The 24,576-nt window shown below is 65.4% G+C and carries 24 protein-coding genes; 16 read left to right on the forward strand and 8 right to left on the reverse strand.

Features of this window, described 5'->3' with window-relative positions:
• The first annotated feature begins 102 nt into the window (after nucleotides 1-102).
• Complete coding sequence (locus tag AC1DIN_RS11870; protein ID WP_476809937.1) at nucleotides 103-1,941, forward strand: GH39 family glycosyl hydrolase; 1,839 nt, start codon at nucleotides 103-105, stop codon at nucleotides 1,939-1,941.
• A gap of 245 nt (nucleotides 1,942-2,186) precedes the next feature.
• Here AC1DIN_RS11870 and AC1DIN_RS11875 read toward each other — a convergent pair whose 3' ends face one another.
• On the reverse strand, nucleotides 2,187-2,885 hold the full coding sequence (locus AC1DIN_RS11875; RefSeq protein ID WP_441470199.1) for an IclR family transcriptional regulator: 699 nt from the start codon (nucleotides 2,883-2,885) through the stop codon (nucleotides 2,187-2,189).
• A gap of 173 nt (nucleotides 2,886-3,058) precedes the next feature.
• Between AC1DIN_RS11875 and AC1DIN_RS11880 the strand changes: the two genes are divergently transcribed.
• From AC1DIN_RS11880 to AC1DIN_RS11905, 6 genes are all read left to right on the forward strand, one after another.
• A complete protein-coding gene (locus tag AC1DIN_RS11880; protein WP_476809938.1) occupies nucleotides 3,059-3,844 on the forward strand; it encodes an ABC transporter ATP-binding protein in 786 nt (261 codons plus the stop codon).
• Nucleotides 3,845-3,932: 88 nt separating this feature from the next.
• Nucleotides 3,933-4,697, forward strand: coding sequence for an ABC transporter permease (locus AC1DIN_RS11885; RefSeq protein WP_441470412.1), 765 nt, complete (start codon nucleotides 3,933-3,935; stop codon nucleotides 4,695-4,697).
• Nucleotides 4,698-4,739: 42 nt separating this feature from the next.
• A complete protein-coding gene (locus AC1DIN_RS11890) occupies nucleotides 4,740-5,768 on the forward strand; it encodes an ABC transporter substrate-binding protein (protein WP_441470201.1) in 1,029 nt (342 codons plus the stop codon).
• A 23-nt stretch (nucleotides 5,769-5,791) separates the two neighbouring features.
• Nucleotides 5,792-7,018, forward strand: a complete 1,227-nt coding sequence (locus AC1DIN_RS11895; RefSeq protein WP_441470202.1) for a CaiB/BaiF CoA transferase family protein — start codon at nucleotides 5,792-5,794, stop codon at nucleotides 7,016-7,018.
• A complete protein-coding gene (locus AC1DIN_RS11900) occupies nucleotides 7,015-7,857 on the forward strand; it encodes a citryl-CoA lyase (protein WP_476809939.1) in 843 nt (280 codons plus the stop codon). Before AC1DIN_RS11895 ends, AC1DIN_RS11900 begins: the two co-directional genes overlap by 4 nt.
• Nucleotides 7,854-8,873 (forward strand): amidohydrolase family protein, encoded by a 1,020-nt coding sequence (locus tag AC1DIN_RS11905; protein WP_476809940.1) that lies wholly within the window; start codon nucleotides 7,854-7,856, stop codon nucleotides 8,871-8,873. The genes AC1DIN_RS11900 and AC1DIN_RS11905 overlap by 4 nt, the downstream gene beginning before the upstream one ends.
• A gap of 237 nt (nucleotides 8,874-9,110) precedes the next feature.
• On the opposite strand, the gene AC1DIN_RS11910 is transcribed toward AC1DIN_RS11905, so the two are convergent.
• The 7 genes from AC1DIN_RS11910 to AC1DIN_RS11940 all read right to left on the reverse strand — a co-directional run bounded on the left by AC1DIN_RS11910 (nucleotide 9,111) and on the right by AC1DIN_RS11940 (nucleotide 14,947).
• Nucleotides 9,111-9,905, reverse strand: a complete 795-nt coding sequence (locus AC1DIN_RS11910; protein WP_476809941.1) for an ABC transporter permease — start codon at nucleotides 9,903-9,905, stop codon at nucleotides 9,111-9,113.
• Nucleotides 9,899-10,855: an ABC transporter permease gene (locus AC1DIN_RS11915; protein WP_476809942.1), complete on the reverse strand. Its 957-nt coding sequence runs from the start codon at nucleotides 10,853-10,855 to the stop codon at nucleotides 9,899-9,901. Before AC1DIN_RS11915 ends, AC1DIN_RS11910 begins: the two co-directional genes overlap by 7 nt.
• Nucleotides 10,856-12,382 (reverse strand): ABC transporter substrate-binding protein, encoded by a 1,527-nt coding sequence (locus tag AC1DIN_RS11920; protein WP_476809943.1) that lies wholly within the window; start codon nucleotides 12,380-12,382, stop codon nucleotides 10,856-10,858.
• A 95-nt stretch (nucleotides 12,383-12,477) separates the two neighbouring features.
• Nucleotides 12,478-12,915, reverse strand: coding sequence for a nickel-responsive transcriptional regulator NikR (nikR, locus tag AC1DIN_RS11925; RefSeq protein ID WP_476809944.1), 438 nt, complete (start codon nucleotides 12,913-12,915; stop codon nucleotides 12,478-12,480).
• A 103-nt stretch (nucleotides 12,916-13,018) separates the two neighbouring features.
• Nucleotides 13,019-13,714 carry an urease accessory protein UreF gene (locus AC1DIN_RS11930; protein ID WP_476809945.1) on the reverse strand — a complete coding sequence of 232 codons (696 nt, stop codon included), beginning with the start codon at nucleotides 13,712-13,714 and terminating at the stop codon, nucleotides 13,019-13,021.
• Between the two features lie 3 nt (nucleotides 13,715-13,717).
• Entirely contained in the window at nucleotides 13,718-14,368 is a 651-nt protein-coding gene (ureG, locus tag AC1DIN_RS11935; protein WP_476809946.1) for an urease accessory protein UreG, read from the reverse strand.
• Between the two features lie 42 nt (nucleotides 14,369-14,410).
• Nucleotides 14,411-14,947, reverse strand: coding sequence for an urease accessory protein UreE (locus AC1DIN_RS11940; RefSeq protein WP_476809947.1), 537 nt, complete (start codon nucleotides 14,945-14,947; stop codon nucleotides 14,411-14,413).
• A gap of 262 nt (nucleotides 14,948-15,209) precedes the next feature.
• Between AC1DIN_RS11940 and AC1DIN_RS11945 the strand changes: the two genes are divergently transcribed.
• From AC1DIN_RS11945 to AC1DIN_RS11985, 9 genes are all read left to right on the forward strand, one after another.
• Entirely contained in the window at nucleotides 15,210-16,190 is a 981-nt protein-coding gene (locus tag AC1DIN_RS11945; protein WP_476809948.1) for an urease accessory protein UreD, read from the forward strand.
• Nucleotides 16,191-16,219: 29 nt separating this feature from the next.
• A complete protein-coding gene (gene ureA / locus AC1DIN_RS11950) occupies nucleotides 16,220-16,522 on the forward strand; it encodes an urease subunit gamma (RefSeq protein ID WP_441470213.1) in 303 nt (100 codons plus the stop codon).
• Between the two features lie 9 nt (nucleotides 16,523-16,531).
• Nucleotides 16,532-16,843, forward strand: a complete 312-nt coding sequence (locus AC1DIN_RS11955; RefSeq protein WP_441470214.1) for an urease subunit beta — start codon at nucleotides 16,532-16,534, stop codon at nucleotides 16,841-16,843.
• A 1-nt stretch (nucleotide 16,844) separates the two neighbouring features.
• Nucleotides 16,845-18,548: an urease subunit alpha gene (gene ureC / locus AC1DIN_RS11960; protein ID WP_476809949.1), complete on the forward strand. Its 1,704-nt coding sequence runs from the start codon at nucleotides 16,845-16,847 to the stop codon at nucleotides 18,546-18,548.
• A gap of 487 nt (nucleotides 18,549-19,035) precedes the next feature.
• On the forward strand, nucleotides 19,036-19,233 hold the full coding sequence (locus AC1DIN_RS11965; protein ID WP_476809950.1) for a hypothetical protein: 198 nt from the start codon (nucleotides 19,036-19,038) through the stop codon (nucleotides 19,231-19,233).
• Nucleotides 19,234-19,302: 69 nt separating this feature from the next.
• A complete protein-coding gene (locus AC1DIN_RS11970) occupies nucleotides 19,303-20,682 on the forward strand; it encodes an L-serine ammonia-lyase (RefSeq protein WP_476809951.1) in 1,380 nt (459 codons plus the stop codon).
• Nucleotides 20,683-20,756: 74 nt separating this feature from the next.
• A complete protein-coding gene (gene ltaE / locus AC1DIN_RS11975; protein ID WP_476809952.1) occupies nucleotides 20,757-21,803 on the forward strand; it encodes a low-specificity L-threonine aldolase in 1,047 nt (348 codons plus the stop codon).
• Nucleotides 21,804-21,979: 176 nt separating this feature from the next.
• Nucleotides 21,980-23,419 (forward strand): FAD-binding oxidoreductase, encoded by a 1,440-nt coding sequence (locus tag AC1DIN_RS11980; protein WP_476809953.1) that lies wholly within the window; start codon nucleotides 21,980-21,982, stop codon nucleotides 23,417-23,419.
• A 234-nt stretch (nucleotides 23,420-23,653) separates the two neighbouring features.
• Nucleotides 23,654-24,508 carry an amino acid ABC transporter substrate-binding protein gene (locus AC1DIN_RS11985; protein ID WP_476766635.1) on the forward strand — a complete coding sequence of 285 codons (855 nt, stop codon included), beginning with the start codon at nucleotides 23,654-23,656 and terminating at the stop codon, nucleotides 24,506-24,508.
• The last annotated feature ends 68 nt before the right edge of the window (nucleotides 24,509-24,576 follow it).

Genomic DNA, 24,576 nt, shown 5'->3' on the forward strand with positions numbered 1-24,576 from the left:
TCGAGACGCGCCTGTGGCGCTCCTCAGGATGAGGGCTGAGGTTTCGATCTCATTAAAATTAGCCGGCAACAAATTAACTCCGCTATCAGCGAAGGACCCGTCATGTCCGAAAAGACCCGCATAGACATCGACCTCGCCGCCCCGACCAAGCGGTTCCGGCGCTTCTGGCGCAGCACGGGCTTTTCACCGGCCGAGCTGCTGCTGGAGCCGGAGATGCGGCAGACGCTCGCCTATGTCGGCGCCGTGCCCAATCGCGGCATCGAATACATGCGCGTGCACTACATGCTCGATCTCGTCACCGCGTCGTCTTTCGGCCGATACGACTGGTCGCGGCTCGATGCGGCCATCGACGTCATGCTCGAGCACCGCATCCGTCCGTTCTTCGAGCTGATGGGCAATCCCTCCTACATCTACACCGACTTCAACGACGTCGCGCAGGCGCATCATTGGCGCGACTTCATGGGTGAGATGGCGGAGCGCTACCGTGCACGCTACGGCGCCGACGAACTGCGCCAGTGGTATTTCGAGACCTGGAACGAGCCCGACATCTGGTGGAAGCTCGGCGGCGAGACCGGCTTCAACAACTACTACGACGCCTGCTCGGAGGCACTGAAAGCGGTCGATCCCCAGCTCAGGCTCGGCGGCCCCGGCGTCGCCCGGCGCATCCCGCCGATCTTCAAGAGCTTCCTCGCCCATTGCGACACCGGCACCAATCTCTTCACCGGTGAGACCGGCGTGCGGCTCGACTTCATCTCGGTGCATGAGAAGGGCGCGAAGAAACATGCCGAGGATCTGACACCGAACAGCCTCGCCATCATCCGGCACGAGATGATGGCGGTCGACTATATCCGCGAGCATCATCCGCGCTTCGCCAACCTGCCTTTCGTCAATGACGAATGCGACCCGCAGATCGGCTGGCATCTCTACCATACCTGGCACGGCATGCCCTATTTCGCCGGGCTCGCCGCCAAGATCATCGACCAGCACCAGCGCCTGATGATCGATGGCGAAGGCGTCGACTACGAGGTCCTCAGCAATGACAACGGCTTCGTCGGCCACTGGGGGCACCGCACGCATCTGACCTATTTCGGCAAGCGCCCGGTGCGCGCCGCCCAGGCCGAGCACAAGACCGACATCACTGCGCTGGAAGCGCGCCGGGCAGAGCCCGAGCCGTTCGATCTGGTCAAGAAGCCGGCGCTCAGCGTCATGGAATTGCTCGGCCTGTTGAGCGAGCGCCGATTCACACTCGACGGCCAGGGCCTCGACCCCGACCGCAGCGGCCTCGGCGCGATCGCGACGGCGCTGGGAAGCGCCTCCGAGCCGTCCGGCGCGAGCGTGCTCCTCTACAACAGCGTCGACCGCATCTGGCAGTCTGGCGAGAGCACAGTGGAACTCGCTTTTTCCGGGTTGCAGCCCGGTGCCTATGCGCTCGCCACCTTCCGCATCGCCCATGGCAAGGGCGATCCCTTCACCGTCTGGGAGGATCTCGGCGCGCCCGACCTGCCGGGTGCTGAGGAGCTCGAAGCGATGCGCCTGGCGCAGGAGCCCGCCCTGACCGTCGAGCATCTCCAGATCGGCGGCGCTGCGACGCGGCACGAGGTCCAGCTCGACATGCCGCTGCCGTCGGTAGCCCTGGCCGCGCTCGTCCGACGCGTCGATGCCGCGCCCGCGGCGCCCTCCACTCCCCGCCTCCAGGTCTTTGGCGGGCTGAACGGCAGCAACCGCGTTCTGTTCTGGGAGCCGACGCCATACGAGAGCATCCAGCTCTTCGACGTGCTCTGGAGCGCGCAGGAAAGCGGCCCCTGGCAGATGATCAACCCGGCCGGTCTGCTCTCGAGCGTCTATCTCGATCCACGCGACGCGACCGGCTTCTACCGCATCCGCGCCCGCGATCTGTTCGGCCGCGTCAGCGCCGACAGCAACTCCATTGCGGCAGCCTGAGAGCGCTCGATATCGGCGAGTTCTCAGACGCGCGACCGGCAAGACGGAGCGACCTCGTCAGGCTGGCCCGACCGCGATATTCCCGGCAGAAGCGGACTCTGGTGTGCCTGAAGGCCCGCTTCCTGCCCATGAACGATAGTCTGCTTCTGGCGGATTGGGCGGGGTCCACGCCACTTGCCGAAGACAAGCGTGTCAGGCTCCTCTCGGCTCTGCAAGTTGCGCGGTGGCCGCCGGCAAAGCCCTGGTCATTCGGCCGGAAGCCGCGCCGCGAGATTTTTCGCTGCCGGCACGATGGCTTCCGCCAGCTTGTGCTGAGCCGCCTCGTCGAAGCGGCTCATCAGCGTCGAGAGCGAGAGCGCGCCGCGCAGATGGCCGGCACTGTCGATGACCGGCGCGGATACCGCCGCCACGTCGGGATCGCGCTCTCCGCGCGAAATCACCAGGCCAGCGTCCCTGATTGGTTGCAGTGAAGGGTCGTGGAGCTCGGTGAAGGCGAGCAGCACGCGCCCGGCGGCGCCGCGGCCTAGCGGCAGCCGCACGCCCTCATCAAGGTGATGGCGGGCCGAGCGCGGCGAGTTGAGCCGGTAGAGGCAGATGCGCTGATCGCCGTCACGGATGTAGAAGGAGGCCGTCTCCTGCGTTGCCTCGACCAGGGCGCGCAGCGTCGGGCGGACATATTCGCCGAGATCGAAGCTGCGCCGGTAGAGCGAGCCTAGCCGCCAGAGCTCGGGCCCCAGGCGAAAGGTACCGTCACCCCCGCGCGTGAGGAAACGGGTGTGCTCTAGCGAGGCCGCCAGCCGCAGGATCGTGCTCTTGTAGAGCCCCGTCCGCCGGGCCAGCTCGGCAAGGCTCAGCTCCTGGGCCTGCTCGCTGAAGGCCGAGAGAATGGCCAGCGCCCGCTCCACCGCGTCGACTCCCTCCCGTTTCGTGCCGGGTTCGGACATGTCTACCTCGTCATCAAGATCGTTCTGTCTAGTAGAACGCAGTTTGCATCATCATGCAAGAAGCCAAGGCTCACGCGCTTTTTCCGTTCTGTTGAGTGAAACCATCTTGACGCGACCGTCCAGGCCCTGCTAGAAGCGCGACAAAATAGAATTATGTTCTATCAGGAGGAACGATGACAGAGGGGACAGCAGCTGTTCGGCTGCACGACGTCGCTGTGCGCTTTGGCGCCTTCACCGCCGTCGGCAACATGAATCTCACCGTGGGCGACACCGAGTTCGTGGCTGTGGTCGGGCCGACCGGCTGCGGCAAGTCGACCATCCTCAACGTGGTCACCGGGTTGCTTCGGCCGGCCGCCGGTGAGGTCACCGTGTTCGGCAAACCGCTCCAGGGCCTGAACGGCGACAGCGGCTATATGCTCCAGCAGGAAGCGATCCTTCCCTGGAAGACCGCCGAGGACAATGTCGCGCTGGGCCTGATCTTTCGCGGAATGAACAAGGAAGAGGCTCGAGCCAAGGCGCAGATCTGGCTGGCCCGGGTCGGCCTGAAGGGCTTCGAGAAGCGCTATCCTCACCAGCTCTCGGGCGGGCAGCGCAAGCGCGTCGCCATGGCGCAGACGCTGATCATGGAACCGCGCATCGTCCTGATGGACGAGCCATTCTCGGCTCTCGACGTGCATACCCGTCGCCTGATGCACCGGATCCTGCTGGATCTGTGGCAGGCGGATCGCCGCTCGCTTGTCTTCATCACCCACGATCTCGACGAGGCGATCACCCTTGCAGACCGGGTCGTGGTCATGTCGGCCGGCCCCGCCAGCCGCGTGATCGGAGAGGTCAACATCACACTGCCGCGGCCGCGCGACGTCTCGGCGCTGGCGACCACCGACGCCTTCGTCAGCCTTTACCGAGAGATCTGGAATCTCCTCGGTGCCGAAGTGGAGAAGAGCTATGTCGTCCAGTAAGTCGCAGACGCTCGCCTTCGCGCCGCCAGTGGACACCGCTGAGGATGCCATCGAGGCGCGCCGGCGCAGCGCCGCTTCCGCCTATCGCATGAAGATCAGGCTGACCCGGCTGGTGCTGATCGGTGGCTTCTTCGCCGCCTGGGAAGCGGGCGCCAGAAGCGGCATGATCGACCCGTTCTTCTTTCCGGCCCCCTCGGCAATCCTCGGGCGCATCGCGCAATGGTTCGCGGAGGGCGACATCTGGCGCGACCTCGGCATCACCCTGCTCGAGACCGTCCTGTCGTTCGTGCTCGGCGTCACCGGCGGTACGGCGCTCGGCATCTGGCTCGGCCTCTCGCGCTTCGCGGCCGACGTCATCCAGCCGATCATAAAGGTCTTCAACGCGATCCCGCGCGTGCTGCTGGCGCCGATCTTCGTGATCTGGTTCGGCCTCGGGCTCGCTTCCAAGGTCGCGCTCGGCATGACGATCGTGATCTTCATCGCCTTCTTCAACACCTATCAGGGTGTGCGCGAGGTCAATCCGGTCGTGCTGGCCAATGCCCGCCTGCTGCGGGCCAGCAAGCTCTCGCTGCTGCGGCACGTCTACATCCCATCGGCCATGAGCTGGATCCTGTCATCGCTCCGCGTCTCGGTCGGCATGGCGGTGATGGGAGCGGTGGTGGCCGAGTATCTCGGTTCCTCGATGGGCCTCGGCCATATCATCGCGCAGGCCGAGGGCGTGATGGACGCCACCGGAGTCTTCGCCGGCATCGTCGTGCTTTCCGTCTTCGTGGTGTGCCTCGATCTCGTGGTCGACCGCCTCGAAAAGCGGCTCCTCGTCTGGCGTCCGGCCCCGTCGCTCGACGACGCCTGACCCGCATCGCAACGACAAACATAATCGAGCAGGAGGAAACAGATGACATCGTTCGCAAGCCGGGCTGCGGCCCTCGCCCTCGCGCTGCTTCTCCCGGCGGGCGCTACGCGCGCCGCCGACCCCGAGAACAAGGCGGTTAGCCTCGCCGTCGGCTCCGCCATTCTCAACTACATGCCGCTGGCGCTCGCCGACTCCCTCGGGAACTTCAAGAAGGAAGGCCTCGACGTCACGATCCAGAACTTCCAGGCCGGTGGTGCCAAGGCGCTGCAGGCACTGGTCGGCGGCTCGGTCGACGGCGTGGTCGGCTTCTACGACCATACCATCCAGATGCAGGCGAAGAAGAAGGATATCTCCTGCGTCTTTCTGCTCAACGACGTCCCCGGCATCGTGTTCGGCGTCCGCGCCGATCTCGGGGACAAGGTGAAGAGCGGCGCCGATCTGAAGGGCATGAAGGTCGGCATCACCACGCCGGGCTCGTCGACCGACATGATCGCCCGCTACTACGCCAAGGTGAACGGGCTTGGGCCCCGTGACGTCGAGTTCATCGGCGTCGGCAGCGGCGCCCCGGGCATGAAGGCGCTCGAAAGCAAGGCTGTCGACGTGTTGGGTTTCTACGACCCGACCGCGACCATCCTGACCCGCAAGAACGCCGTGAAAATCCTGTTTGACGGCCGCACCGAGGAAGGGTCGAAGAAGGCCTTCGGCGGCGTCTATCCGACGGCCTGCCTCTATCTCAACCAGAGCTACATCGACAAGAATCCGGAAACCGTGCAGCGCCTCGCCAACGCCATGTTGCGGACCGTGCGCTGGATTCATTCGAACAGCCCGGAGGCTGTCGTCGATGCGATCCCGGCGGCGTACAAGCTCGACGATCGCCAGCTCAACATCGAGATCATGCGCGCCTCGACCGGGCTGTTCTCCAAGGATGGCCGGTTCGCGCCGGAAACCCTGAAGACGCCGCTGTCGGTGCTCACCGCCTATGATCCGGCGATTGCCGCCGCCGGTATCGACCTCTCCAAGACCTACACGAACAAGTTCGCCGACGAAGCCGCAAGGCGTATCGGCAAATAATCCCGCGCAGCCGGAGACAGAAGATGACTATGCCACTTGCGGGCGTGCGCGTTCTCGATCTCTCGAACGTGCTCGCCGGCCCGTTCTGCGGGTACAACCTCGCCCGCCTGGGCGCCGAGGTGATCAAGATCGAGAAGCCGGACGGCGGCGACCTCGCCCGCAAGCTTGGCGCCGATCCCGAGATGGCAGCGCGCCTCTCCGGCCTTTCCTTCGTCGCGGTCAATGCCGACAAGCAGTCGATCGCGCTCGATCTCAAGGCGCCGGAGGGTCGCGAGGTCTTCCTGCGGCTCGTCGCCACCGCCGACGTCGTCCTCGAGAACTTCCGCCCCGGCGTCATGAAGAGGCTGGGCCTCGCCTATGACGACCTGTCGCAGGTCAATCCGCGCCTGGTCTACTGCGCGATTTCCGGCTTCGGCCAGACCGGGCCCTGGGCGGGGCGCCCGGCCTACGACCAGATCGTGCAGGGTCTCTCCGGCGTCATGAGCGTGACCGGCGATGAGGAGAGCGCCCCCCTGCGCACCGGCTTTCCGATCTCCGACACGATCTCCGGGTTGACCGCTGCCTTCGCGATCTCGGCGGCGCTCGTCGATCAGAAGCAAAGCGGGCGGGGCCGCTTCATCGACGTGTCCCTGCTCGAATCGACGCTCGCCGCGATGGGCTGGGTCGTGTCGAACCATCTCAATGCCGATGTCGATCCGCAGCCGATCGGCAACGAAAACTTCACCGCCGCCCCGTCCGGGACCTTCCGGACAGCGAACGGGCCGCTCAACATCGCGGCCAACGAGCAGAAGCAATACGAGGCGCTGTGCCGCCTGATCGAACGGCCCGAGCTGATCGACGATCCGCGCTTCGCATCCCGCCAGGCCCGCAAGGACAATCGCCGGGCGCTGACCGCAGCGCTGGAACAGGCGCTCGCCACGCGCCCGGCACGCGAATGGGAGCGTCTGATGAACGCTGCCGGCGTGCCGGCGGGCTGCGTCCTCACCGTGCCGGAGGTGATGGCGGAGCCACAGGTGGCGCAGCGCGGCTTCGTGGAGCCCGTCGATGCCCAGGGCCGCGGCGGCCGCCCGCTGCGCGTGACCCGGCCAGGTTTCCTGCTGGACGAGCCGTTCGCGCCGCCGGCACACCCGCCCGCACTTGGGGCGGACACGACCGCCTGGCTGCGGCGCCTCGGCTATGGCGAAGACGAGATCGAGAGCCTGATCGCGCGCCGGATCGTCGGCTGCGAACGGCACAGGAGCGCAGCATGAACGGTGAAGCTCCGTCCTCGGATCGTGACAAGATCGCCGAGTACTGGTCGACAGGGATCGCGGACATCGCGCCGGGCCGCATCGCCTTTCGCGGCTATCCGATCGAGGAGCTGATCGGCGCCGTCTCCTTTCCGGCGATGATCTGGCTGATGCTGCGCGGCGAGCTGCCGAGCCCGGAGCAGGAGCAACTGCTTCAGGCCGCGCTCGTCGCCTCGGTCGACCACGGCCCGCATGCGCCCTCCATCGCCATCTCGCGCATGGCGGTGTCCTGCGGGCTGCCGCTGAACGGAGCGCTGGCCTCCGCGCTCAACACCCTCGATGACGTGCATGGTGGAGCAGGCGAGCAGGCGCTCGAACTCTATGACGAGCTGCTGGCGAGATGTGCGGCGGGCTCCGGCATGGACGATGCGGCAGCAGCCGCGATCGATGCCTTTATCGCGACGCGCGGCAAGTACCTGCCCGGCTTCGGACACCGCTTCCACCCGGTCGACCCACGCTCCGGCCGCCTGCTGGCACTCGTCGACGCCACGGTCGGCAAGGGCGGCATCACCGGCCGCTATGCAGCGGCCGCACGAGCGGTCGAACGCTGCCTGGAGCGGCGCAAGGGGCGGCTGATCCCGATGAACATCGACGGTGCCACCGCGGTGATCTATGGCGAGCTCGGCTTCGCCGCGCCGCTCGCGCGCGGCGTGTTCTGTCTGTCGCGGGCGGTCGGCATCCTCGCCCATGCCTGGGAGCAGAGCGGACGCGGCGAGCGCAACAAGGGGCCGATCCCGCGCAGCTTCGCCTATCGCTACGACGGGCCGTCACGACGGCCGGTGCCCAGCCGCGAGCCATGAACGCGCCTGTTGCCAATTATCTGCCGCTGCGCCCCGACTGGCTGGCGCAGGCACCCGAGGCTGTGCTCGAACCAGAACTGCCAATCGTCGACGCCCATCACCATCTCTGGGACCGGCCGGGCTGGAGATTCCTGATCGACGATTACAAGGCAGAGCTCGCCGCGAGCGGCCATCGCATCGTCGCCTCCGTCTTCATGCAATGTCAGACAGCCTATGATGCAACCCAGCCGGTGCATCTGCGCCCGGTCGGCGAGACCGCCTATATCGCGGCCGAGGCGGAGCGGCTCGGCCCGGACCAGCCTGCCCTGTGCTCCGGCATCGTTGGCCATGCCGATCTGCGCCTGGGCGCGGCGGTCGAGGACGTTCTCCTCGCGCATCTGGAGGAGGGGCGCGGCAGGTTCCGTGGCATCCGTCACATCACGGTGTGGGACGCCGACCCGACCTTGATGAACCCGCTGAGCGCCGGCCCGCCCGGCCTGCTCGGCGACGCCCGTTTCCGGGAAGGGTTCGCCCGGCTGGCACCGCTCGGGCTAAGCTTCGACGCCTGGCTGTTCCAGCCGCAGCTCGACGAACTGACGGCGCTGGCGCACTCCTTCCCGGAGACGACGATCGTACTCGACCATCTCGGCGGCATCCTCGGCGCCGGTGCCTATCAGGGGCGGCGTGACGATCTGTTCCAGGCCTGGGAGCGCGCGATCCGCAACCTCGCCCACTGCCCGAACGTGGTCGCCAAGATCGGCGGCCTCGGGATGCGGATCAACGGATTCGGCTTCGAGCGAGGGACGCAGCCGCCCGATTCACGCGCGCTCGCCGACGCGTGGCGGCCTTATGTGGAAACCGCGATCGAGGCCTTCGAACCGAGGCGCTGCATGCTGGAAAGCAACGCACCCGTGGACCGTGGCTCTTACGCCTGCGCGGCAGGCTGGAACGCCTTCAAGCGCCTGACGGCGGACCTCTCCGCCGACGACAGGTCGTCGCTGTTTTCGGACACGGCCACGCGCATCTATCGCCTCTAGCGGGGCGGCGCGCCTGTCTGCCTCAAGAACGCCCTCCCCTATAGCTGGCGAAATCACCCGCAGAAGCACAGAAATTCCACGACTCGCCAAAGCCACTCCAAGTATTGCGGTGGATTTCTTCAACGCAATTTGCCTATATCGGGCACCTGGTGCGTCCACTTACGGGAAGCGCGATGATCTCTGTCGCTCCGAGCCCGTCGGTTCGACCGCGAGGGCGTACGATCCTGGCGGCCGATACTAGGACGCCAGACGCCTGTTGACGCTGCGTGCGATCGAGAGGGCGAAAGCAGTCAGCAGGAAAAGAAACACGCCGGGCGCGATCGCGAGCCAGGGAGCACGCGAGAAATACGGTCTTGCGTCGGCGATCATCGCTCCCCATTCCGGAGTCGGGGGAGCGACACCGATGCCGAGGAATCCGAGCGCGGCAATGTTCAGGATGTTGTGCCCGAACTGTAGCGGAAGCAGGCCGGTGAAGACAGGCAGGAGCTGGGGAAGGATATGCCTCCTGAGGAGATAGAGGCGCCTCCCCCCTGCAGCCCGGGCGGCGGTGACGAACTCCCGCTCCCGGAGCGAGTACGTCGTGGCCCGGGCGATCCGCGCATATTTCACCCATCCGACCAGGGACAGGGCGAGAACGAGCGACAGCGCTCCACCGCCAAGATAAACGGATAGGATCAGCGCGATCACGATCTGCGGCAGCGCGATCAGCACGTCCATCGCAAAGGTCAGGGCGCGGTCGAGCCGCCCGCCGATCGCGGCGGCCAGCATGCCGATGCCCAGGCCGATCGCGAATGACAACGCCGCGATGGCCAGCGACAGACAGACATCGAGCACGAAGCCATGTGCGATGCGGGCGAGCACGTCGCGGCCGAGATGGTCGGTCCCGAGCAGGAATTCCGCCCCGGGCGGCCGCAGGCTGGCGCGGAGCGAGCCGTCGAGAGGATCGAGCATCAGCCCGTAACCGATCGGCACCAGCAGGAGCGCCGCCAGCAGGATGCGCGCCCGCCCCGCCCGCCAATGCCGTTTCACCACGCGGGCCTGTCGAGCCTGATGCGCGGATCGATCCGCGCGACGGCCAGATCCGCGGCGAGATTGACCGTGGAAACCGTCAGCGCAATGACGCCGATCGCGCCGAGGAAGGCCGGGCCGTCATGGCTGTCGAGGGCGTCGGTCATGTAGCCACCCAGGCCGGGAATCGAGAACAGGCGCTCGACCACCACCACGCCGCCGATCAGGAAGGCGAATTGCAGCGCGAGATAGGGGATCAACGGCACGAGCGCGTTGGGCAGGGCGTGGACGAATAGCACCCTGCCCTCGTCCAGCCCCTTCGCTCGCGCGGTCGCAATATGAGGGGCGCCGAAAGCGTCGCTCAGGGCATCGTCCAGCAGAATGGCGTTGAAGCCGAACTGGCCTAGCGCCAGGACAGCGACTGGCAGGACGAGATGCGTCCAATCCGCGAAACCGCTGACCGGCAGCCAATCAAGTCCGATGGCGAAGACGATAATCAGGAGCGCGCCGAGAAAGAAGGTGGGCAGCGCAACCGAGCCGACGGCGAGAAGCTCGAGCCCCCAGGTGGCGAGCGGTGTCGCAACCGCGCGTTTCAAGGCGACGAGGGCGATGGTCAGCGCGAGCGACAGAAGCGTCGCGAAGAAAGCGAGGAGCCCGGTCGCGGAGAGCCGCCAGCCGAGTTCGACCGCGACCGGGCGACCGGTCCGGATCGAATGGCCGAGGTCCCCGCTCATGGCGCCGAGGAGCCAGCGCCCGTATTGCACGACCAGCGGAGCGTCGAGCCCGAAGCGCCCGGCAATGGCTGCGACGTCCGCCTGCGAGACGGCCGCGGTCTGGTCCTGGATAAAGACCCGCGTGAGGATCACCTCCGCCGGCTCTCCCGGGACCAGACGCAGCAGCACATAGGTCAGGAAGGTGGCGCACAGAACGATCGCAACCGCCAGCGCCAACCTCCTGAGGACATAGGCCGTCATCTAGTGGGCGACCTTCATGCGCGGATCGAGCATGTAGTCGTGGGCAATCGGATTGAAGGCGTAATTGGCGATGCCGGGCTTCATCACGACGTTGACGCCATAATGAGCGATGGTCAGGCACGGCTCCTCCTCGGCCACGATGCGCTGAACGCGCTTATAGGCGGCCGTGCGCTCGGCTTCGTCATGCGTCGAAAGCACTGTCGCGAGGTCGTGGTCGACCTGCGCATTGGCGTAGCCCCAGCTGTTGATCGCCCCCCGCGAATGATAGGTCTGGCGCAGGTAGAAATCCGGATGCGGATACATGGCCGTGGCCAGGGCGGCGAGCCTGGCGTCGCCGGGTTTCATCTCCCTGGCGATCGCGGAGAAGGTCGTCACCTTGATCTCGACGGGCACCCCCAGCTTGCGGAGCTGGTTCTGGAGCGCCCCGGCGATCGGCACGAGCCCCGGCCGCTGCGCATAGGTGTAAAGGGTGAAGCCGAGCGGCTTGCCGTCCTTCGTCATGACGCCGCCCGGCCCAGGCGCATATCCGGCGTCCGTCAGGAGCCTTCGGGCTCCCGCCAGATCGGGCTTCGGCACGACGATGGACCTGTCGGCGAAAGCCATGGTGTCCGGGAAGGCACCGATGCCGGCGCGGCCCATGCCGAACAAGACGTATTGCGCGATCTCCTCCCGATCGATGGCGAGCGACAGGGCCTTGCGGACACGGAGATCGGCGAAGGGCGTATCCTTGAGGCTGCCGAAGCTCAGCACATAGTTGCGGGCGGTGACGTTGCGCGAGACGGTGAAACCCTTTCTCGCAAGCACGTCGAGGTCGCCGTAAGGGACCTCCGAGGCGAAATCGACGCTGCCCTTCTGCAGTTCGAGCGACCGGGTGGTCGGGTCGGGAATCCCGCGGAAATTGATCGCGGGAATCGAGGGCTTCTCGCCCCAATAGCCGTMGAAGCGCTCGACGGTGAAGCTCTGCGCGGCCGGTTGCCAGGCCGTGATCCTGAAGGGGCCGGTGCCGATCGGACGCTCGATCGCGCCGTCGTCCGACCGGGGTGACGTTGGAGATACGATCGCCGCGCTGGAATACACCAATGCCGCGGGCAGCGCCGGGAACGGCTCGGAGGTGGTGATGGCGACGGTGCCGGCGTCGCGCGCCTCCAGATCGGCGATCTTGGTGTAGCTCCTGACGGAGCCGCTGCGCTTCAGCGTGTCGGACAGGCTCGCGACCACCGCCCCGGCCGTCAGCGGCGAGCCGTCATGGAAACTCACGCCCGGCCGCAATTTGAAAAGCCAGACTGTGTCGCTCTCGCGCGTCCATGACAGCGCCAGCCCTGGACCGAGAGTGAAATCCGGATTGCCGGCCACCAGCGTCTCGGTGACCATCGCCTTTTCCTTCATCAGGGTGCCGTCCTGAGAGGGATCGAGCGTCGGAATCTCCCAGATCTCGGCCACGCGCAGCGGCTTCTCCTGCGCCGCAGCGAAGGAAGCGGCGAGCAGGGTCGCGGCCAGAGCAAGGGTGCGCAGATGGGCACGAAGCATGACGCATCGATGTATGAGGTTTTGATAGAAAACTCATACGATATGCGCGGAAGGCTGTATCGCCGAAATGTTGAGCAACGGGACGCCCGGAATGCTCAGTGATCGTGCTCGTGAGGATGCTTGTCGTCGGCCGCGGTCGCATCGGGCACGATCTGAAGATGGCCATGCCGGACGCCGCGCTGGCTGGTGACGCTGTCGGCGAAGGCGCGGACCTCGCCGCTGGAACCGCGGAGCACCGAGACTTCCAGGCATTCATGCCGGTCGAGATGAACATGCAGGGTCGCGACCGAGAGATCATGATGGTCGTGCTGCTGGTTCGTCAGCCGGCGTGCGAGATCTCGCGTCTCGTGATCGAAGACGTAGGCAAGCGTCGCGAAGCAGGGTGCGTCGGGATCGGCGTTGGCCTCCACGCGGGCCGCCTGTCGCAGAATGTCCCTGATCGCCTCGGAACGGCTGGCATAGCCTTTCGAGGCGCTCAGCGTATCGACGAATGCGAGCAGATCCGCATCGATGGTAATCGTGATCCGTTCCACCTTCACCCCAATTCTGACCCAGCGGATCGGCTGCAAAGTAGAGCGAGCACCGGGCAATTGCGAGACGCAGATCGTTCGCGTCAGACGCCCGTCTTGCCGTGCGCTAGGATTGAAACAGGCGGCTATACTGCGTCTCGTGCCAGGCACTTGCCATGGCCAAGGCCGGGGACAGGCTGCCGACCTCGTCGTCGCTGAGCGATCGGGCGCGGGTGCCCGCCTGCTCGATCGCATCGACGGCCTCGACGAGGATGCGCTGTCCCGCGGTATGGCCGAGCGGGACCAGCCGGATCGCCGCGTTCACCTGTCCCTCGACATAGACCCACAGCAATCCGCTCAGCGCCGCAGCAGGAGCGATGCGCCAATGATGGGCGGCCAGCGCAAAAGCGCCCGAAAAGGTCAGTTCGCCACCGCGATGGTATGAGGCGGCGGGGACCTCGAGATCGACGAGGAGGCGCAGGAGCGCCTCGCCCAGGCGTCTGTCCTCCAGTTGGAACTCGCGGCTTTCTCGCCCCGCCGCGAGCCAGGCATTCGCCGCGCGGAAGCCTTCCCGGTCGCCGGCTTCCAGAGCATTCGCCATGCGCCAGAACAGGGCGCCGTCCAGCTGCGCGACACTCGTCCGGAGCGTGCCGAGGATCCAGTCGCGCGCCGTTGCCTCGTTAGAGACCCAGCCGGCCTGAACGGCAGCCTCAAGGCCGCGCGAATAGGAGAAGCCGCCGACGGGCAGGCCCTGACTGACCAAGCGCAGCAGATGCAGCGGGATCGTATCCTGGCCGGCTGGTGAAGTTGAAGCCGAGTCCATCGATCAGCTTTCTGCCAAGCCATGCTCCTTGCGACGGCTTTCCGACAGGCCGCCATATTCGACGATGAAGTCTATGATGTCTTCGAGCCCCTTGCCGCGGGAGAGGTCGGTGAAGCCGAAGGGGCGCGTTCCACGCATCCGCGCCGCGTCCGCGCGCATCACGTCGAGGTCGACATTCACATAAGGCGCGAGGTCGCTCTTGTTGATGATCAGGAAGTCGGAGCGCGTGATCCCCGGCCCGCCCTTGCGGGGGATCTCCTCACCCTGGCAAACCGAGATGACGTAGAGCGTCAGGTCGGCGAGATCGGGTGAGAAGGTCGCCGCCAGATTGTCCCCGCCGGATTCGATGAAGACGATATCGAGACCGGGAATCCTCCGGTTGATCTCGGCAATCGCCTGCAGGTTGATCGAAGCGTCTTCGCGGATCGCGGTATGCGGGCAGCCGCCGGTTTCGACGCCGACGATCCGGTCCTCCGGCAGCGCCTGCCGGCGTGCCAGGATCATCGCATCTTCCTTGGTGTAGATGTCATTGGTGATGACGGCGATGGAGAACTCCTCCCGCATCGCCTTGCACAATTTCTCCGTCAGCATCGTCTTGCCCGACCCGACGGGGCCGCCGATACCGACGCGGAGGGGGCCGTTCTTGGATGTCATCGGTGCAAATGCCTCGGCTTGCGGGATCGGCGCTCCACGGCTTCAGCCGTGATGGCGACCTTGCTCCCCGTGAGTATGGGGATGGGATTGGTGCTCGCCATCCCCATGATGATACCCCGAACCGCCATGCGAGTGGCCGTGACCGGAATAGGCGCCGCGAGCCGGATTGAACTCCGCCACGATCTCCTCGACCCTGGCGCCAAGTCCCTCGAGCATCGCCTTGATGACATGATCGCGCAGGATCAGGATTCGGTCCGCCTCGATGGCCGCGGCGAGGTGACGGTTGCCGATATGCCAGGCGAGCTCCGTGACATGGACGGGATCTTGGCCGCGGATGGCGTAAAGGGGCTCGCTCGCGGCCGCGATCTCGATGACGCCGCTTCCTTCCAGCAGCAACTCGTCACCGGCCGTCAGCACGACCGTCTCGGGGAGATCGACCAGGATCTTCCGGCCATCGACCAGTTCGATCGCCCGGCGACGCAGGTGACGCTCGTCGTGCTGAAGCACCGCCCTGCCAAGCACCGGCTCATGGCTCGTCCCCACCTGCGATGCGCGCCTGACGGCTACCGCTTTCAACATTCGACATCCCGCCCTGGCTGATGTGGTGCCCGGCCTTCAGCGAAATGACAGGAGGGGCTCCAGTGACGCTTCCGCAATGAAGGCTCGCTAGGAGTTAACGCAAAGAGCGCAGCTGCACTAGTATCCAGCCGGGAACCATTTCGATGCTCGACGGAGCGGCAGTCAGGCACCGTGAAGTAGACTGTATTAAAATCGAGCTGTGGGCAATTTTTGAGCTATCTGGCCACCGGTTGCCGCTTTTATTTGCTGCTCTGCCGAATCCATGCGACGCAACCCGGCTTCAATTGAGCTTTTTTTTGATCCAAAACACTTGAACGATTTGGCTGAAGAGCGGTTCATGAATGCGACCATGTCAGTTCCGCCTTCGGAAGCTGCGCGGTTACCTGCCGATATGAACGAGCGTGCACGCTATGTCGCGCAGCCGAGCCATTGGCTTGCCGAGCTGGAGTTGTGGTTCGCGTCGAATGCCGGCAAGAGCCGCCTCATGCGCCGCCGCCATCTCGGCCCGCTCGTCGTGCAGCGCCCCTTCCATCCGGAAAAGGATGGAACCTGCCATGTCTATCTGCTGCATCCGCCGGGCGGCGTTGCGGGCGGCGACAGGCTCGACCTGCGTTTTCATCTCGATGCCGAAGCGCGCGTGGTGCTGACGACGCCCGGTGCGACGAAATTCTACCGCAGCGACCAGGACAGCAGCACGCAGTCGACCTCCATCGAGGCCGGGGCCGGGGCGGTCTGCGAATACCTGCCGCAGGAAACGATCCTTTTCGATGGTGCCGATGCCTGCATCGAGACCAAGGTGTCGCTCGCGGCCGACGCCACCTATGTCGGGTGGGACTTTCTCTGCCTGGGCCGTCCTGCCGCCGATGAGCGTTTCGAGACGGGAAGACTCAGGCAACGCGTCGAGATCACGCGGGACGGCAAGCCGATCTGGTTCGAGCGGATCGAACTCGCCGGCGGATCCGCCCTCCTCCGCGCAGCATTTGCGCTGGCCGGGCAGCCGACATGGGGCACGATGGTCTATGCCGGGGCAGTTCCTAACGACGCGGCGGAGCAGGTACAGGCCGCCATCGGCGAAAGCGCCCCGGGCACCTTTTCAGTCAGCCAGCTCGAACAGGTGGTGGTGTGCCGCTACCTCGGGCCACGGGTCGCGGACGGCAAGGCGCTGTTCGTCCGTGCATGGGATAGGCTGCGGACGCTGGGCCAAGGCAAGGCCGCGAGCGCGCCGCGCATCTGGGCAACCTAGACACTCTAGCCGCTGAGCGAGGGAAGGCGATGGAACTTCTTCCACGTGAAAAAGATAAGCTCCTCCTCTTCACGGCAGCGTTGCTGGCGGAACGAAGGAAGGCGCGCGGGATCAAGCTGAACTATCCCGAAGCGGTTGCCTATATTTCGGCGGCCATCCTCGAAGGCGCGCGGGAAGGCCGCACGGTGGCGGATCTGATGTCCTATGGCGCGACCCTGTTGACGCGCGAGGACGTGATGGAGGGCGTCCCCGAGATGATCCACGACGTCCAGGTCGAGGCCACCTTCCCGGACGGAACCAAGCTGGTCACCGTCCACAGCCCCATTCCGTGAGGTTGCGACATGATCCCAGGTGAATTCTTCATCGAGGACGGCGAGATCGAGCTCAATGCCGGGCGCGAAACCCGGTCGATCGACGTCGCCAATTCCGGCGACCGGCCGATCCAGGTCGGTTCGCACTATCATTTCTACGAGACCAATGCGGCGCTGCACTTCGACCGCGAGGCGGCGAGAGGCTTCCGGCTCGACATTCCCGCCGGCACGGCCGTGCGCTTCGAGCCCGGACAATTGCGGACCGTCCGGCTCGTGGCGCTCGCTGGCGACCGGATCGTCTACGGCTTCAACGCCAGGGTCATGGGAAAGCTGGAGGCCTGAGATGGTGCGCATCACCCGCGAAAACTACGCGTCCCTCTACGGCCCGACCAAGGGCGATCGCATCCGCCTCGCCGACACCGAATTGGTGATCGAGGTCGAGGAAGACCGCACCGTCTATGGCGACGAAGTCACCTTCGGCGGCGGCAAGGTCATCCGCGACGGCATGGGCCAGGGCCAGCGCAATGCCGCCGAGGTCGTGGACCTCGTGATTACCAACGCGGTCATCCTCGACCATTGGGGGATCGTGAAGGCGGATGTCGGCATCAAGGACGGGCGCATCGCCGCGATCGGCAAGGCTGGCAATCCCGACATCCAGCCCGGCGTCGACATCGTCATCGGCCCGGGCACCGACGTCATCGCGGGCGAAGGCAAGATTCTGACCGCGGGCGGCATCGACAGCCATATCCATTTCATCGCGCCGCAGCAGGCGGACGAGGCGCTCAACAGTGGCACGACCACGCTGGTCGGCGGCGGCACGGGGCCTTCCGTCGGCACGCTCGCCACCACCGTTACGCCGGGGCCCTGGTACATCCACCGCATGCTCGAAGCGATCGAAGACCTCCCGGTCAATGTGGGCCTGCTCGGCAAGGGCAACGCCAGCCTGCCGGAGCCGCTGCGCGAGCAGGTTCGGGCCGGCGTCATCGGCCTCAAGCTGCACGAAGACTGGGGCACGACCCCGGCTGCGATCGACAACTGCCTGACGGTTGCCGACGAGATGGACGTCCAGGTCGCGCTGCATTCGGACACGCTGAACGAGAGCGGATTCGTCGCCGATACCTTCGCGGCGATGAAGGGCCGCGCCATCCACTCCTTCCATACGGAAGGTGCAGGTGGCGGCCATGCACCGGACATCATCACCGCGGCGGGGCAGGAGAACATCCTTCCGTCCTCGACCAACCCGACCCGCCCCTACACGATCAACACCATCGACGAGCATCTCGACATGCTGATGGTGTGCCACCATCTCAGCCCGCAGATTCCGGAGGATGTCGCCTTCGCCGAGTCGCGCATCCGCAAGGAGACGATCGCGGCGGAGGATATCCTCCACGATCTCGGCGCCTTCTCGATGATGTCGTCGGACTCGCAGGCCATGGGCCGCATCGGCGAGACGACGCTTCGCTGCTGGCAGACTGCGCACAAGATGAAGGTCCAGCGGGGACCGCTGCCCGAGGACAGCGAGCGCAACGACAATTTCCGGTGCAAGCGCTATGTCGCCAAATACACGATCAATCCCGCGATCACGCATGGCTTCGCCCATGAGGTCGGCTCGGTCGAAATCGGCAAGCGTGCCGACCTCGCGCTCTGGAAGCCGGCCTTCTTCGGCGTCAAGCCATCGCTGGTCCTGATCGGAGGCATGATCGCCACCGCGCCGATGGGAGACCCGAACGCCTCGATCTCGACGCCGCAGCCGGTGCATTACCGGCCGATGTTCGGCATCCTCGGCCGGGCGCGCGGCAAGACCGGGGTCACCTTCGTCTCGCAGGCGGCACTCGACGACAAGATCGGCGACAAGCTCAATCTGCAGAAGCAGCTGGTGGCGGTGAAAGGCACGCGCGGCGTCCGCAAGAAGGACATGATCCACAATTCGCTGACGCCGAAGATCGAGGTCGATCCGCAGAACTATCAGGTGCGCATCGACGGTGAGCTCATCACCTGCGAGCCGGCGGCTTCGCTTCCCATGGCCCAACGCTACTTCCTGTTCTGAAGTCCCCACGGGCTCGGCATGGCCGCCTCGCCGTGCCAAGCCGGGCCCCGAAGCCGCCGCTTTGAACCTGCCGCGTCCCTCGCTGGCAGGACCATCCAGCCGCCTAGCGCTGCAATCAGGCCGACTTTCGCCCGCGCTCGCTGTCGGAAGGATGGCCGCGCATATTCCTGCATCTACGCGCGATGTGCCTGCTGGGCGCGGTCGTCGAGCCGCATCCCGATTGGACGGGAATGTTCCCGCATGCCGAGAGCGTCGAACGATCGATCCGGCGCCGGACGGTGTCGTTTCGTCCGCCGCGACGAGAAGAGCGGACGATACCGCGTTCGATCCATGACGACCCCACCTAAAGGGACACCCCGATCGCTTCGTCTGCAGCGAACAGCCGTGCATTGACGGCCAAAGGCGAACGGCCGCTTCTGCAATTCCAGAGCATGCGCCGATCAGATCGCGGTCCGATCCGATTGGATTCCGCGTTCTCTATCGGATCATGGCCGTTTCGAACGCGATCGGCATCTCCAACGACATTCGCCGCAGCGTCAGCACCGAACTCACCGGCGCCGGATACGACGTCAGGCGTTCGGCCCGGACATTCCCTTTCGCCGCACTCCATGCGATCGGGATCGTCGATGGTATGTGTTCGGGTGGAGCCGATCCGCAGCGCGACGGTATGGCGATCGCTGTCTGAGGTCAGGCGACGGCCGCGGATCCTCGTTCGCGCGCATCGCGCAAGATCGGGTTCGACAGGAGGCGCAGAATGTTTCTGAGCGTTTTCGACGTCTTCAAGATCGGCATCGGCCCTTCGTCTTCGCACACGATGGGTCCGATGACGGCGGCGGGGCATTTCTTGGACCTCCTGCGCCGATGCCCCGCTCGTGGTCGCGCGGCGGCAGTCGGGGCGACGCTGTACGGCTCGCTCGCATTCACGGGAAAGGGCCATGCCACGGACCGTGCCGTGACGCTCGGCCTTCTCGGCTGGACGCCGGCCGAGTTCGATTTCGACGCGGTGGAGCGTCAGTTCGAGGCACTCGGTCGCAGTCATCTCCTGCACCTCGAGGGACTGCCGCCGCTCGCGTTCGATCCAGCCACCGACATCGTCTTCGACTACGGGCCGCCCTTGCCCGGTCATGCAAACGGGCTCGTTCTGTCTGCTCGCGATTCCACCGGGGCGGTGGTGTTGAGCGAGACCTACTATTCGATCGGCGGCGGCTTTGTGGTGACGGCGCAGGAGCGCGAGGCGCCGCCGTCCGCGACGGAGGCGGCATCCTGGCCCTATCCCTTCGCGAACGCGGCGACGATGCTGCGCATGGCACAAGAGAGCGGGCTGTCCATCGCGGAGATGAAGCGCGCGAACGAGATCCACCTCCAACCACCCGAAGAGGTCGAACGCGGTCTCGCCCGCCTCTGGTCGGTCATGAATGGGTGCATCGAACGCGGCCTGAACAAGGACGGCGAACTGCCGGGCGGGCTGCGCGTGCGGCGGAGAGCGGCGAGAATTCATCGGCAGCTCATTGCCGAGCGGCAGGCCAATCGCTCCCAGCCTCACGCGGCCGCGGACTGGCTCAGCGTCTACGCAATGGCCGTGAACGAAGAGAATGCGGCCGGCGGCAGGGTGGTGACCTCCCCGACCAACGGCGCCGCCGGCGTCGTGCCCGCGGTGCTGCGCTATTATCTGGATCATTGCATCGGGGCGGAACCCGAGAAGATCACCGATTTCCTGCTCACGGCTGCGGCGATCGGCGGATTGATCAAGCACAACGCTTCGATCTCCGGAGCCGAGGCAGGTTGCCAGGGCGAAGTCGGTTCCGCAGCCGCGATGGCAGCCGCCGGCTTCTGCGCCGTGCTGGGTGGATCGCCGGCACAGATCGAGAATGCCGCGGAGATCGCCCTTGAACACCATCTCGGCATGACCTGCGATCCTGCGGCGGGCCTCGTCCAGGTGCCGTGCATCGAACGCAACGGAATAGGCGCCATCAAGGCCGTAGCGGCGGCATCGCTCGCCCTGCGCGGCGACGGCTCGCATTTCATGCCGCTCGACAACTGCATCGAGGCCATGCGCCAGACCGGCGAAGCCATGAACGAGCGTTTCAAGGAAACCAGCCTCGGCGGCCTGGCGGTCAATTTGCCCGAATGTTGAGCCGCGTCTTTTCGCATACCGCCCGCAGCGGGGCCCTCGCTGCGGCAAACTCACAGTCAAAAAGGATCTGATCGATGCTGGTGGATGACTTCCGTTCGGATACGGTCACGCGCCCCGACAAGGGGATGCGTGCTGCCATGGCTGCGGCTGAGGTCGGCGACGCCGTCTATGACGACTGCCCGACCACCAGGCGCCTGGAGGCCATGACCGCCGAGCGATTGGGGAAGGAAGCCGCCCTCTTCTTCCCCACCGGGACGCAGGCGAACCTCGCCGGGCTGATGGCCCATTGCGGCCGCGGCGAGGAGTATCTCGTCGGCCAGATGGCCCACACCTACCGGCTGGAAGGCGGCGGCGCGGCCGTGCTGGGCTCGATCCAGCCGCAGCCCCTGCCCAACGAGCCGGACGGAACGATCGCGCTGGAGGCCATCGCCAACGCGATCAAGCCGAACGACTTTCACTTCGCGATCACCCGGCTGCTGGCGCTGGAGAACACCTTCAACGGCCTCGTCCTGCCCGATGCCTATCTGGAGGCTGCGACAGGGCTCGCCCGCTCGCGCGGCCTTGCGACCCATCTCGACGGCGCCCGCCTGATGAACGCAGCCGCGGCGAGCAACCGCGATGCCGCCTGGATCGCCGGGCAGTTCGACACCGTGTCCCTGTGCCTTTCCAAGGGCCTGGGAGCGCCGATCGGCTCCATCCTCGTCGGCCCGAAGGAGTTCATCGAAAAGGCCCGCCGGATCCGGAAGATGCTGGGCGGCGGCATGCGCCAGACCGGCGTGATCGCTGCGGCCGCGATCTACGCGCTGGAGCACAACGTCACACGGCTCAGCGAAGATCATCGGCGCGCCGCGGATCTCGCGGCGGTGCTCGCGCGTTTCCCCGACCTTGGCGCAGGATCGGCACGCACGAACATGGTGTTCATGACGCCCAAGGGGCTCGACGTCGGGGCCTTCGTCGAGTTTCTGCGCAGTCGCGGTATCGCGGTCAGCGGGCGCTACGGAACGCTGCGCTGGGTCACCCATCTGGACGTCGATGACGAATCCGTAGGGCGCGTCGCCGAGGCCTGCGAGCTCTTCTTCGACAGGCTGAAGCTCACTTTCGACTCCAGATTACACGCTTAAATCTCTGTAAAAGATAAGTTTTTGTGATTTCTGAAGCGGAGTCTGTGGAGATCGTCGGTTGTCGCTTTGCAGCTCGCGGCTGTGTGACCTGCATCACGGAGAGGAGCCACGAATGGACGCACATTCCCGATAGCCGGGGGGCCGAAACCTAGTGCACCCGCTCGGGAGGAGCCATCATGCCTGCATACAGCCTCACGACGCTGACGGCCGGAAAGACGAGCATCGCTACCTCGGTCATCGAAGCGCTTGCCGCGCAACTGAGCGGCAGCATCCTCGACACGAGCGACGCAGGCTACGATGACGCGCGCGCAATCTGGAACGGGATGATCGATCGCAGACCCGGGCTGATCATACGCTGTATGTCCGCCGCCGATGTCGTCAGCGCGGTTCGCTTTGCGCGCGACAACGGCCTGCTCGTCTCGGTGCGGGGCGGTGGCCATGGCATCGCCGGGAATGCCGTCTGCGATGGCGGCCTGATGATCGATCTTTCGCAGATGAAATCAGTCCGCATCGATGCGGCGGCACAGCGTGCCTGGGTCGAACCGGGTGCAACCCTTGCCGATGTCGACAAGGAGACGCAGGCCGCCGGGCTGATCGTGCCGACGGGTATCAATTCGACCACAGGTATCGCCGGGCTGACGCTGGGAGGCGGCTTCGGCTGGATCACGCGGAAGTTTGGCCTGACCCTGGACAACCTCGTGTCGGTGGAGATCGTTACTGCCGATGGCGAACTCCGGCGGGCCAGCGCGACGGAGGATCCGGACCTGTTCTGGGCTCTTCGCGGCGGCGGCGGCAATTTCGGCGTCGTGACGGGGTTCGAGTTCCGGCTTCACAGGTTTGGCCCCAACGTCCTTTCCGGCCTCGTCGTGCATCCGCTCGACGATGCCGAGCTGGTCCTGAAGAGCTACCGCGCGGCGCTCGAAACCGCCCCCGACGAGCTGACTTGCTGGGCTGTGATACGGCAGGCACCGCCTCTCCCGTTTCTGCCGGCGGAGTGGCACGGCAAGGAAGTGCTGATCCTCGCGATGTGCTACTGCGGCGACATCGCCGAGGGCGAAAAGGCGACTGCCAGGCTGCGCTCGATCGGGAAGCCGATCGCCGATGTGGTGGGAGCCGCCCCCTTCACCGCATGGCAGCAGGCGTTCGATCCCCTGCTCACACCGGGCGCCCGCAACTACTGGAAAAGCCACGATTTCACCGATCTCTCGGATGCGGCTATCGAAATCCTGATCCGTGCGGCGCGCCAGCTGCCGGGCCCGGAGTGCGAGATCTTCATCGCTCATGTCGGCGGCGCGGCAGGCCGCGTAGCCGCCGCCTCCACGGCGTTTCCCCAGCGCAGCTCGCATTTCGTGATGAACGTCCATGCGCGATGGCGTGAACAGAGCATGGATCGGGCCTGCATCGGCTGGGCGCGAGACCTATTCGAAGCCGCAAGACCGCTTTCTGCCGGGACGGCCTATATCAATTTCATGCCGGCCGACGAGGCGGATCGTGTCCAGGAGGCTTACGGAGCCAGCTATCATCGCCTCGCCATGCTGAAGCAGCGTTACGATCCGTCGAACCTGTTCCGCATGAATCAAAATGTGACGCCGATGACGAGTACAAAAGCTGCCTGAGCCTGGAGCATTTCCGCGTTTCTCCGAAACGTGGAAATGCTCCATCACTTTACGTCGTCGCATTCTTACGCGGACCGGCGTCCGCTTCGCTCGAAAACGCTCCAATCGCGCTTGCCGAACGGCCGCGCGCCGGAGGTCTGCGATCGCGTCGATACGCAAGCGTCGCAAGCCACTGCCGCCAGAAACGACGTTCTTCGATTTATCCTGCCGGCCTAGTGTGCGCATATCTGCCAGATGACGGGGGCGATTATGCGGGCGTTTTTGATCGCGTTTCTTTGCACGGCGATATCGACGGCAAGCGCGGCGGCTGACACCCTGGCACGGGCTCGCGAGACCGGTACATTGCGGCTTGGCTTCCGGGCCGATGCGCCGCCCTACTCCTATCGGACGACCAGGGGGGAGCCATCCGGATATATCGTCGACCTCTGCCGCGAAGTCGCTGCCGGCGTGAAGAAGACGCAAGCCATCCCAGCCCTCAAAATTGAATATGTCGAGGTCTCCTCAGCGGATCGCCTGGAAGCGCTGCGTGATGGCAAGATCGATCTTCTGTGCGACCCGACTTCGATGACGATGTCGCGCCGCGCAATCGTCGATTTTTCGCTCCCGACCTTCATTGACGGCGCCGGGGTTCTCCACCGGAGCAGCGAAATCGTCCGCCTCGAGGATCTGCGCGGCAAGAAGATCGGCGTATTGCGGGGCACGACGACAGAGGAAGTCCTGAAGGCGACTTTGGCGCAACTCGGAATCCAGGCCGAGATCATTCCGATGCCGACTCATCCGGACGGTGTGCGGAGCCTATCCGCGGGAAGGGTCGACGCCTATTTCGCCGATCGCGGGATCCTCAGCTACCATCTGCTGAACAGCCCGAACCGCTCCGGCATGAAGCTCTCCGACCAGTATTTCACGTTCGAGACCTACGCGCTGGCTCTGCCGCGTGGCGACGAAAAGCTGCGTTTGCTCGTCGACGCCACGCTTGCGGAGCTCTATCGCACGGATCGTGTGAAGGAGATCTATGCCCGTAGCTTTGGAAGCTTCCCGCCCGATCAGTTCACGCGCGCCCTCTTCGTGATCAACGGCGTGCCGAAATGAGCGCGGATTGAAGAACTTTACATCTGCGGACGTCGCGCGTCCGCTAGCGGGCAACGATCCAGCGCTCG

Source organism: Allobosea sp. 05T438 (assembly GCF_056396025.1).

What these genes read in the sequence shown, in the direction of transcription:
- AC1DIN_RS11870 (WP_476809937.1), top strand. Translation starts at nt 103, where the DNA reads ATGTCCGAAAAGACCCGCATAGACATCGACCTCGCCGCCCCGACCAAG.
- AC1DIN_RS11875 (WP_441470199.1), bottom strand. Translation starts at nt 2,885, where the DNA reads ATGTCCGAACCCGGCACGAAACGGGAGGGAGTCGACGCGGTGGAGCGG.
- AC1DIN_RS11880 (WP_476809938.1), top strand. Translation starts at nt 3,059, where the DNA reads ATGACAGAGGGGACAGCAGCTGTTCGGCTGCACGACGTCGCTGTGCGC.
- AC1DIN_RS11885 (WP_441470412.1), top strand. Translation starts at nt 3,933, where the DNA reads ATGAAGATCAGGCTGACCCGGCTGGTGCTGATCGGTGGCTTCTTCGCC.
- AC1DIN_RS11890 (WP_441470201.1), top strand. Translation starts at nt 4,740, where the DNA reads ATGACATCGTTCGCAAGCCGGGCTGCGGCCCTCGCCCTCGCGCTGCTT.
- AC1DIN_RS11895 (WP_441470202.1), top strand. Translation starts at nt 5,792, where the DNA reads ATGACTATGCCACTTGCGGGCGTGCGCGTTCTCGATCTCTCGAACGTG.
- AC1DIN_RS11900 (WP_476809939.1), top strand. Translation starts at nt 7,015, where the DNA reads ATGAACGGTGAAGCTCCGTCCTCGGATCGTGACAAGATCGCCGAGTAC.
- AC1DIN_RS11905 (WP_476809940.1), top strand. Translation starts at nt 7,854, where the DNA reads ATGAACGCGCCTGTTGCCAATTATCTGCCGCTGCGCCCCGACTGGCTG.
- AC1DIN_RS11915 (WP_476809942.1), bottom strand. Translation starts at nt 10,855, where the DNA reads ATGACGGCCTATGTCCTCAGGAGGTTGGCGCTGGCGGTTGCGATCGTT.
- AC1DIN_RS11930 (WP_476809945.1), bottom strand. Translation starts at nt 13,714, where the DNA reads ATGGACTCGGCTTCAACTTCACCAGCCGGCCAGGATACGATCCCGCTG.
- ureG (WP_476809946.1), bottom strand. Translation starts at nt 14,368, where the DNA reads ATGACATCCAAGAACGGCCCCCTCCGCGTCGGTATCGGCGGCCCCGTC.
- AC1DIN_RS11940 (WP_476809947.1), bottom strand. Translation starts at nt 14,947, where the DNA reads ATGTTGAAAGCGGTAGCCGTCAGGCGCGCATCGCAGGTGGGGACGAGC.
- AC1DIN_RS11945 (WP_476809948.1), top strand. Translation starts at nt 15,210, where the DNA reads ATGCGACGCAACCCGGCTTCAATTGAGCTTTTTTTTGATCCAAAACAC.
- ureA (WP_441470213.1), top strand. Translation starts at nt 16,220, where the DNA reads ATGGAACTTCTTCCACGTGAAAAAGATAAGCTCCTCCTCTTCACGGCA.
- AC1DIN_RS11955 (WP_441470214.1), top strand. Translation starts at nt 16,532, where the DNA reads ATGATCCCAGGTGAATTCTTCATCGAGGACGGCGAGATCGAGCTCAAT.
- ureC (WP_476809949.1), top strand. Translation starts at nt 16,845, where the DNA reads ATGGTGCGCATCACCCGCGAAAACTACGCGTCCCTCTACGGCCCGACC.
- AC1DIN_RS11965 (WP_476809950.1), top strand. Translation starts at nt 19,036, where the DNA reads ATGGCCGTTTCGAACGCGATCGGCATCTCCAACGACATTCGCCGCAGC.
- AC1DIN_RS11970 (WP_476809951.1), top strand. Translation starts at nt 19,303, where the DNA reads ATGTTTCTGAGCGTTTTCGACGTCTTCAAGATCGGCATCGGCCCTTCG.
- ltaE (WP_476809952.1), top strand. Translation starts at nt 20,757, where the DNA reads ATGCTGGTGGATGACTTCCGTTCGGATACGGTCACGCGCCCCGACAAG.
- AC1DIN_RS11980 (WP_476809953.1), top strand. Translation starts at nt 21,980, where the DNA reads ATGCCTGCATACAGCCTCACGACGCTGACGGCCGGAAAGACGAGCATC.
- AC1DIN_RS11985 (WP_476766635.1), top strand. Translation starts at nt 23,654, where the DNA reads ATGACGGGGGCGATTATGCGGGCGTTTTTGATCGCGTTTCTTTGCACG.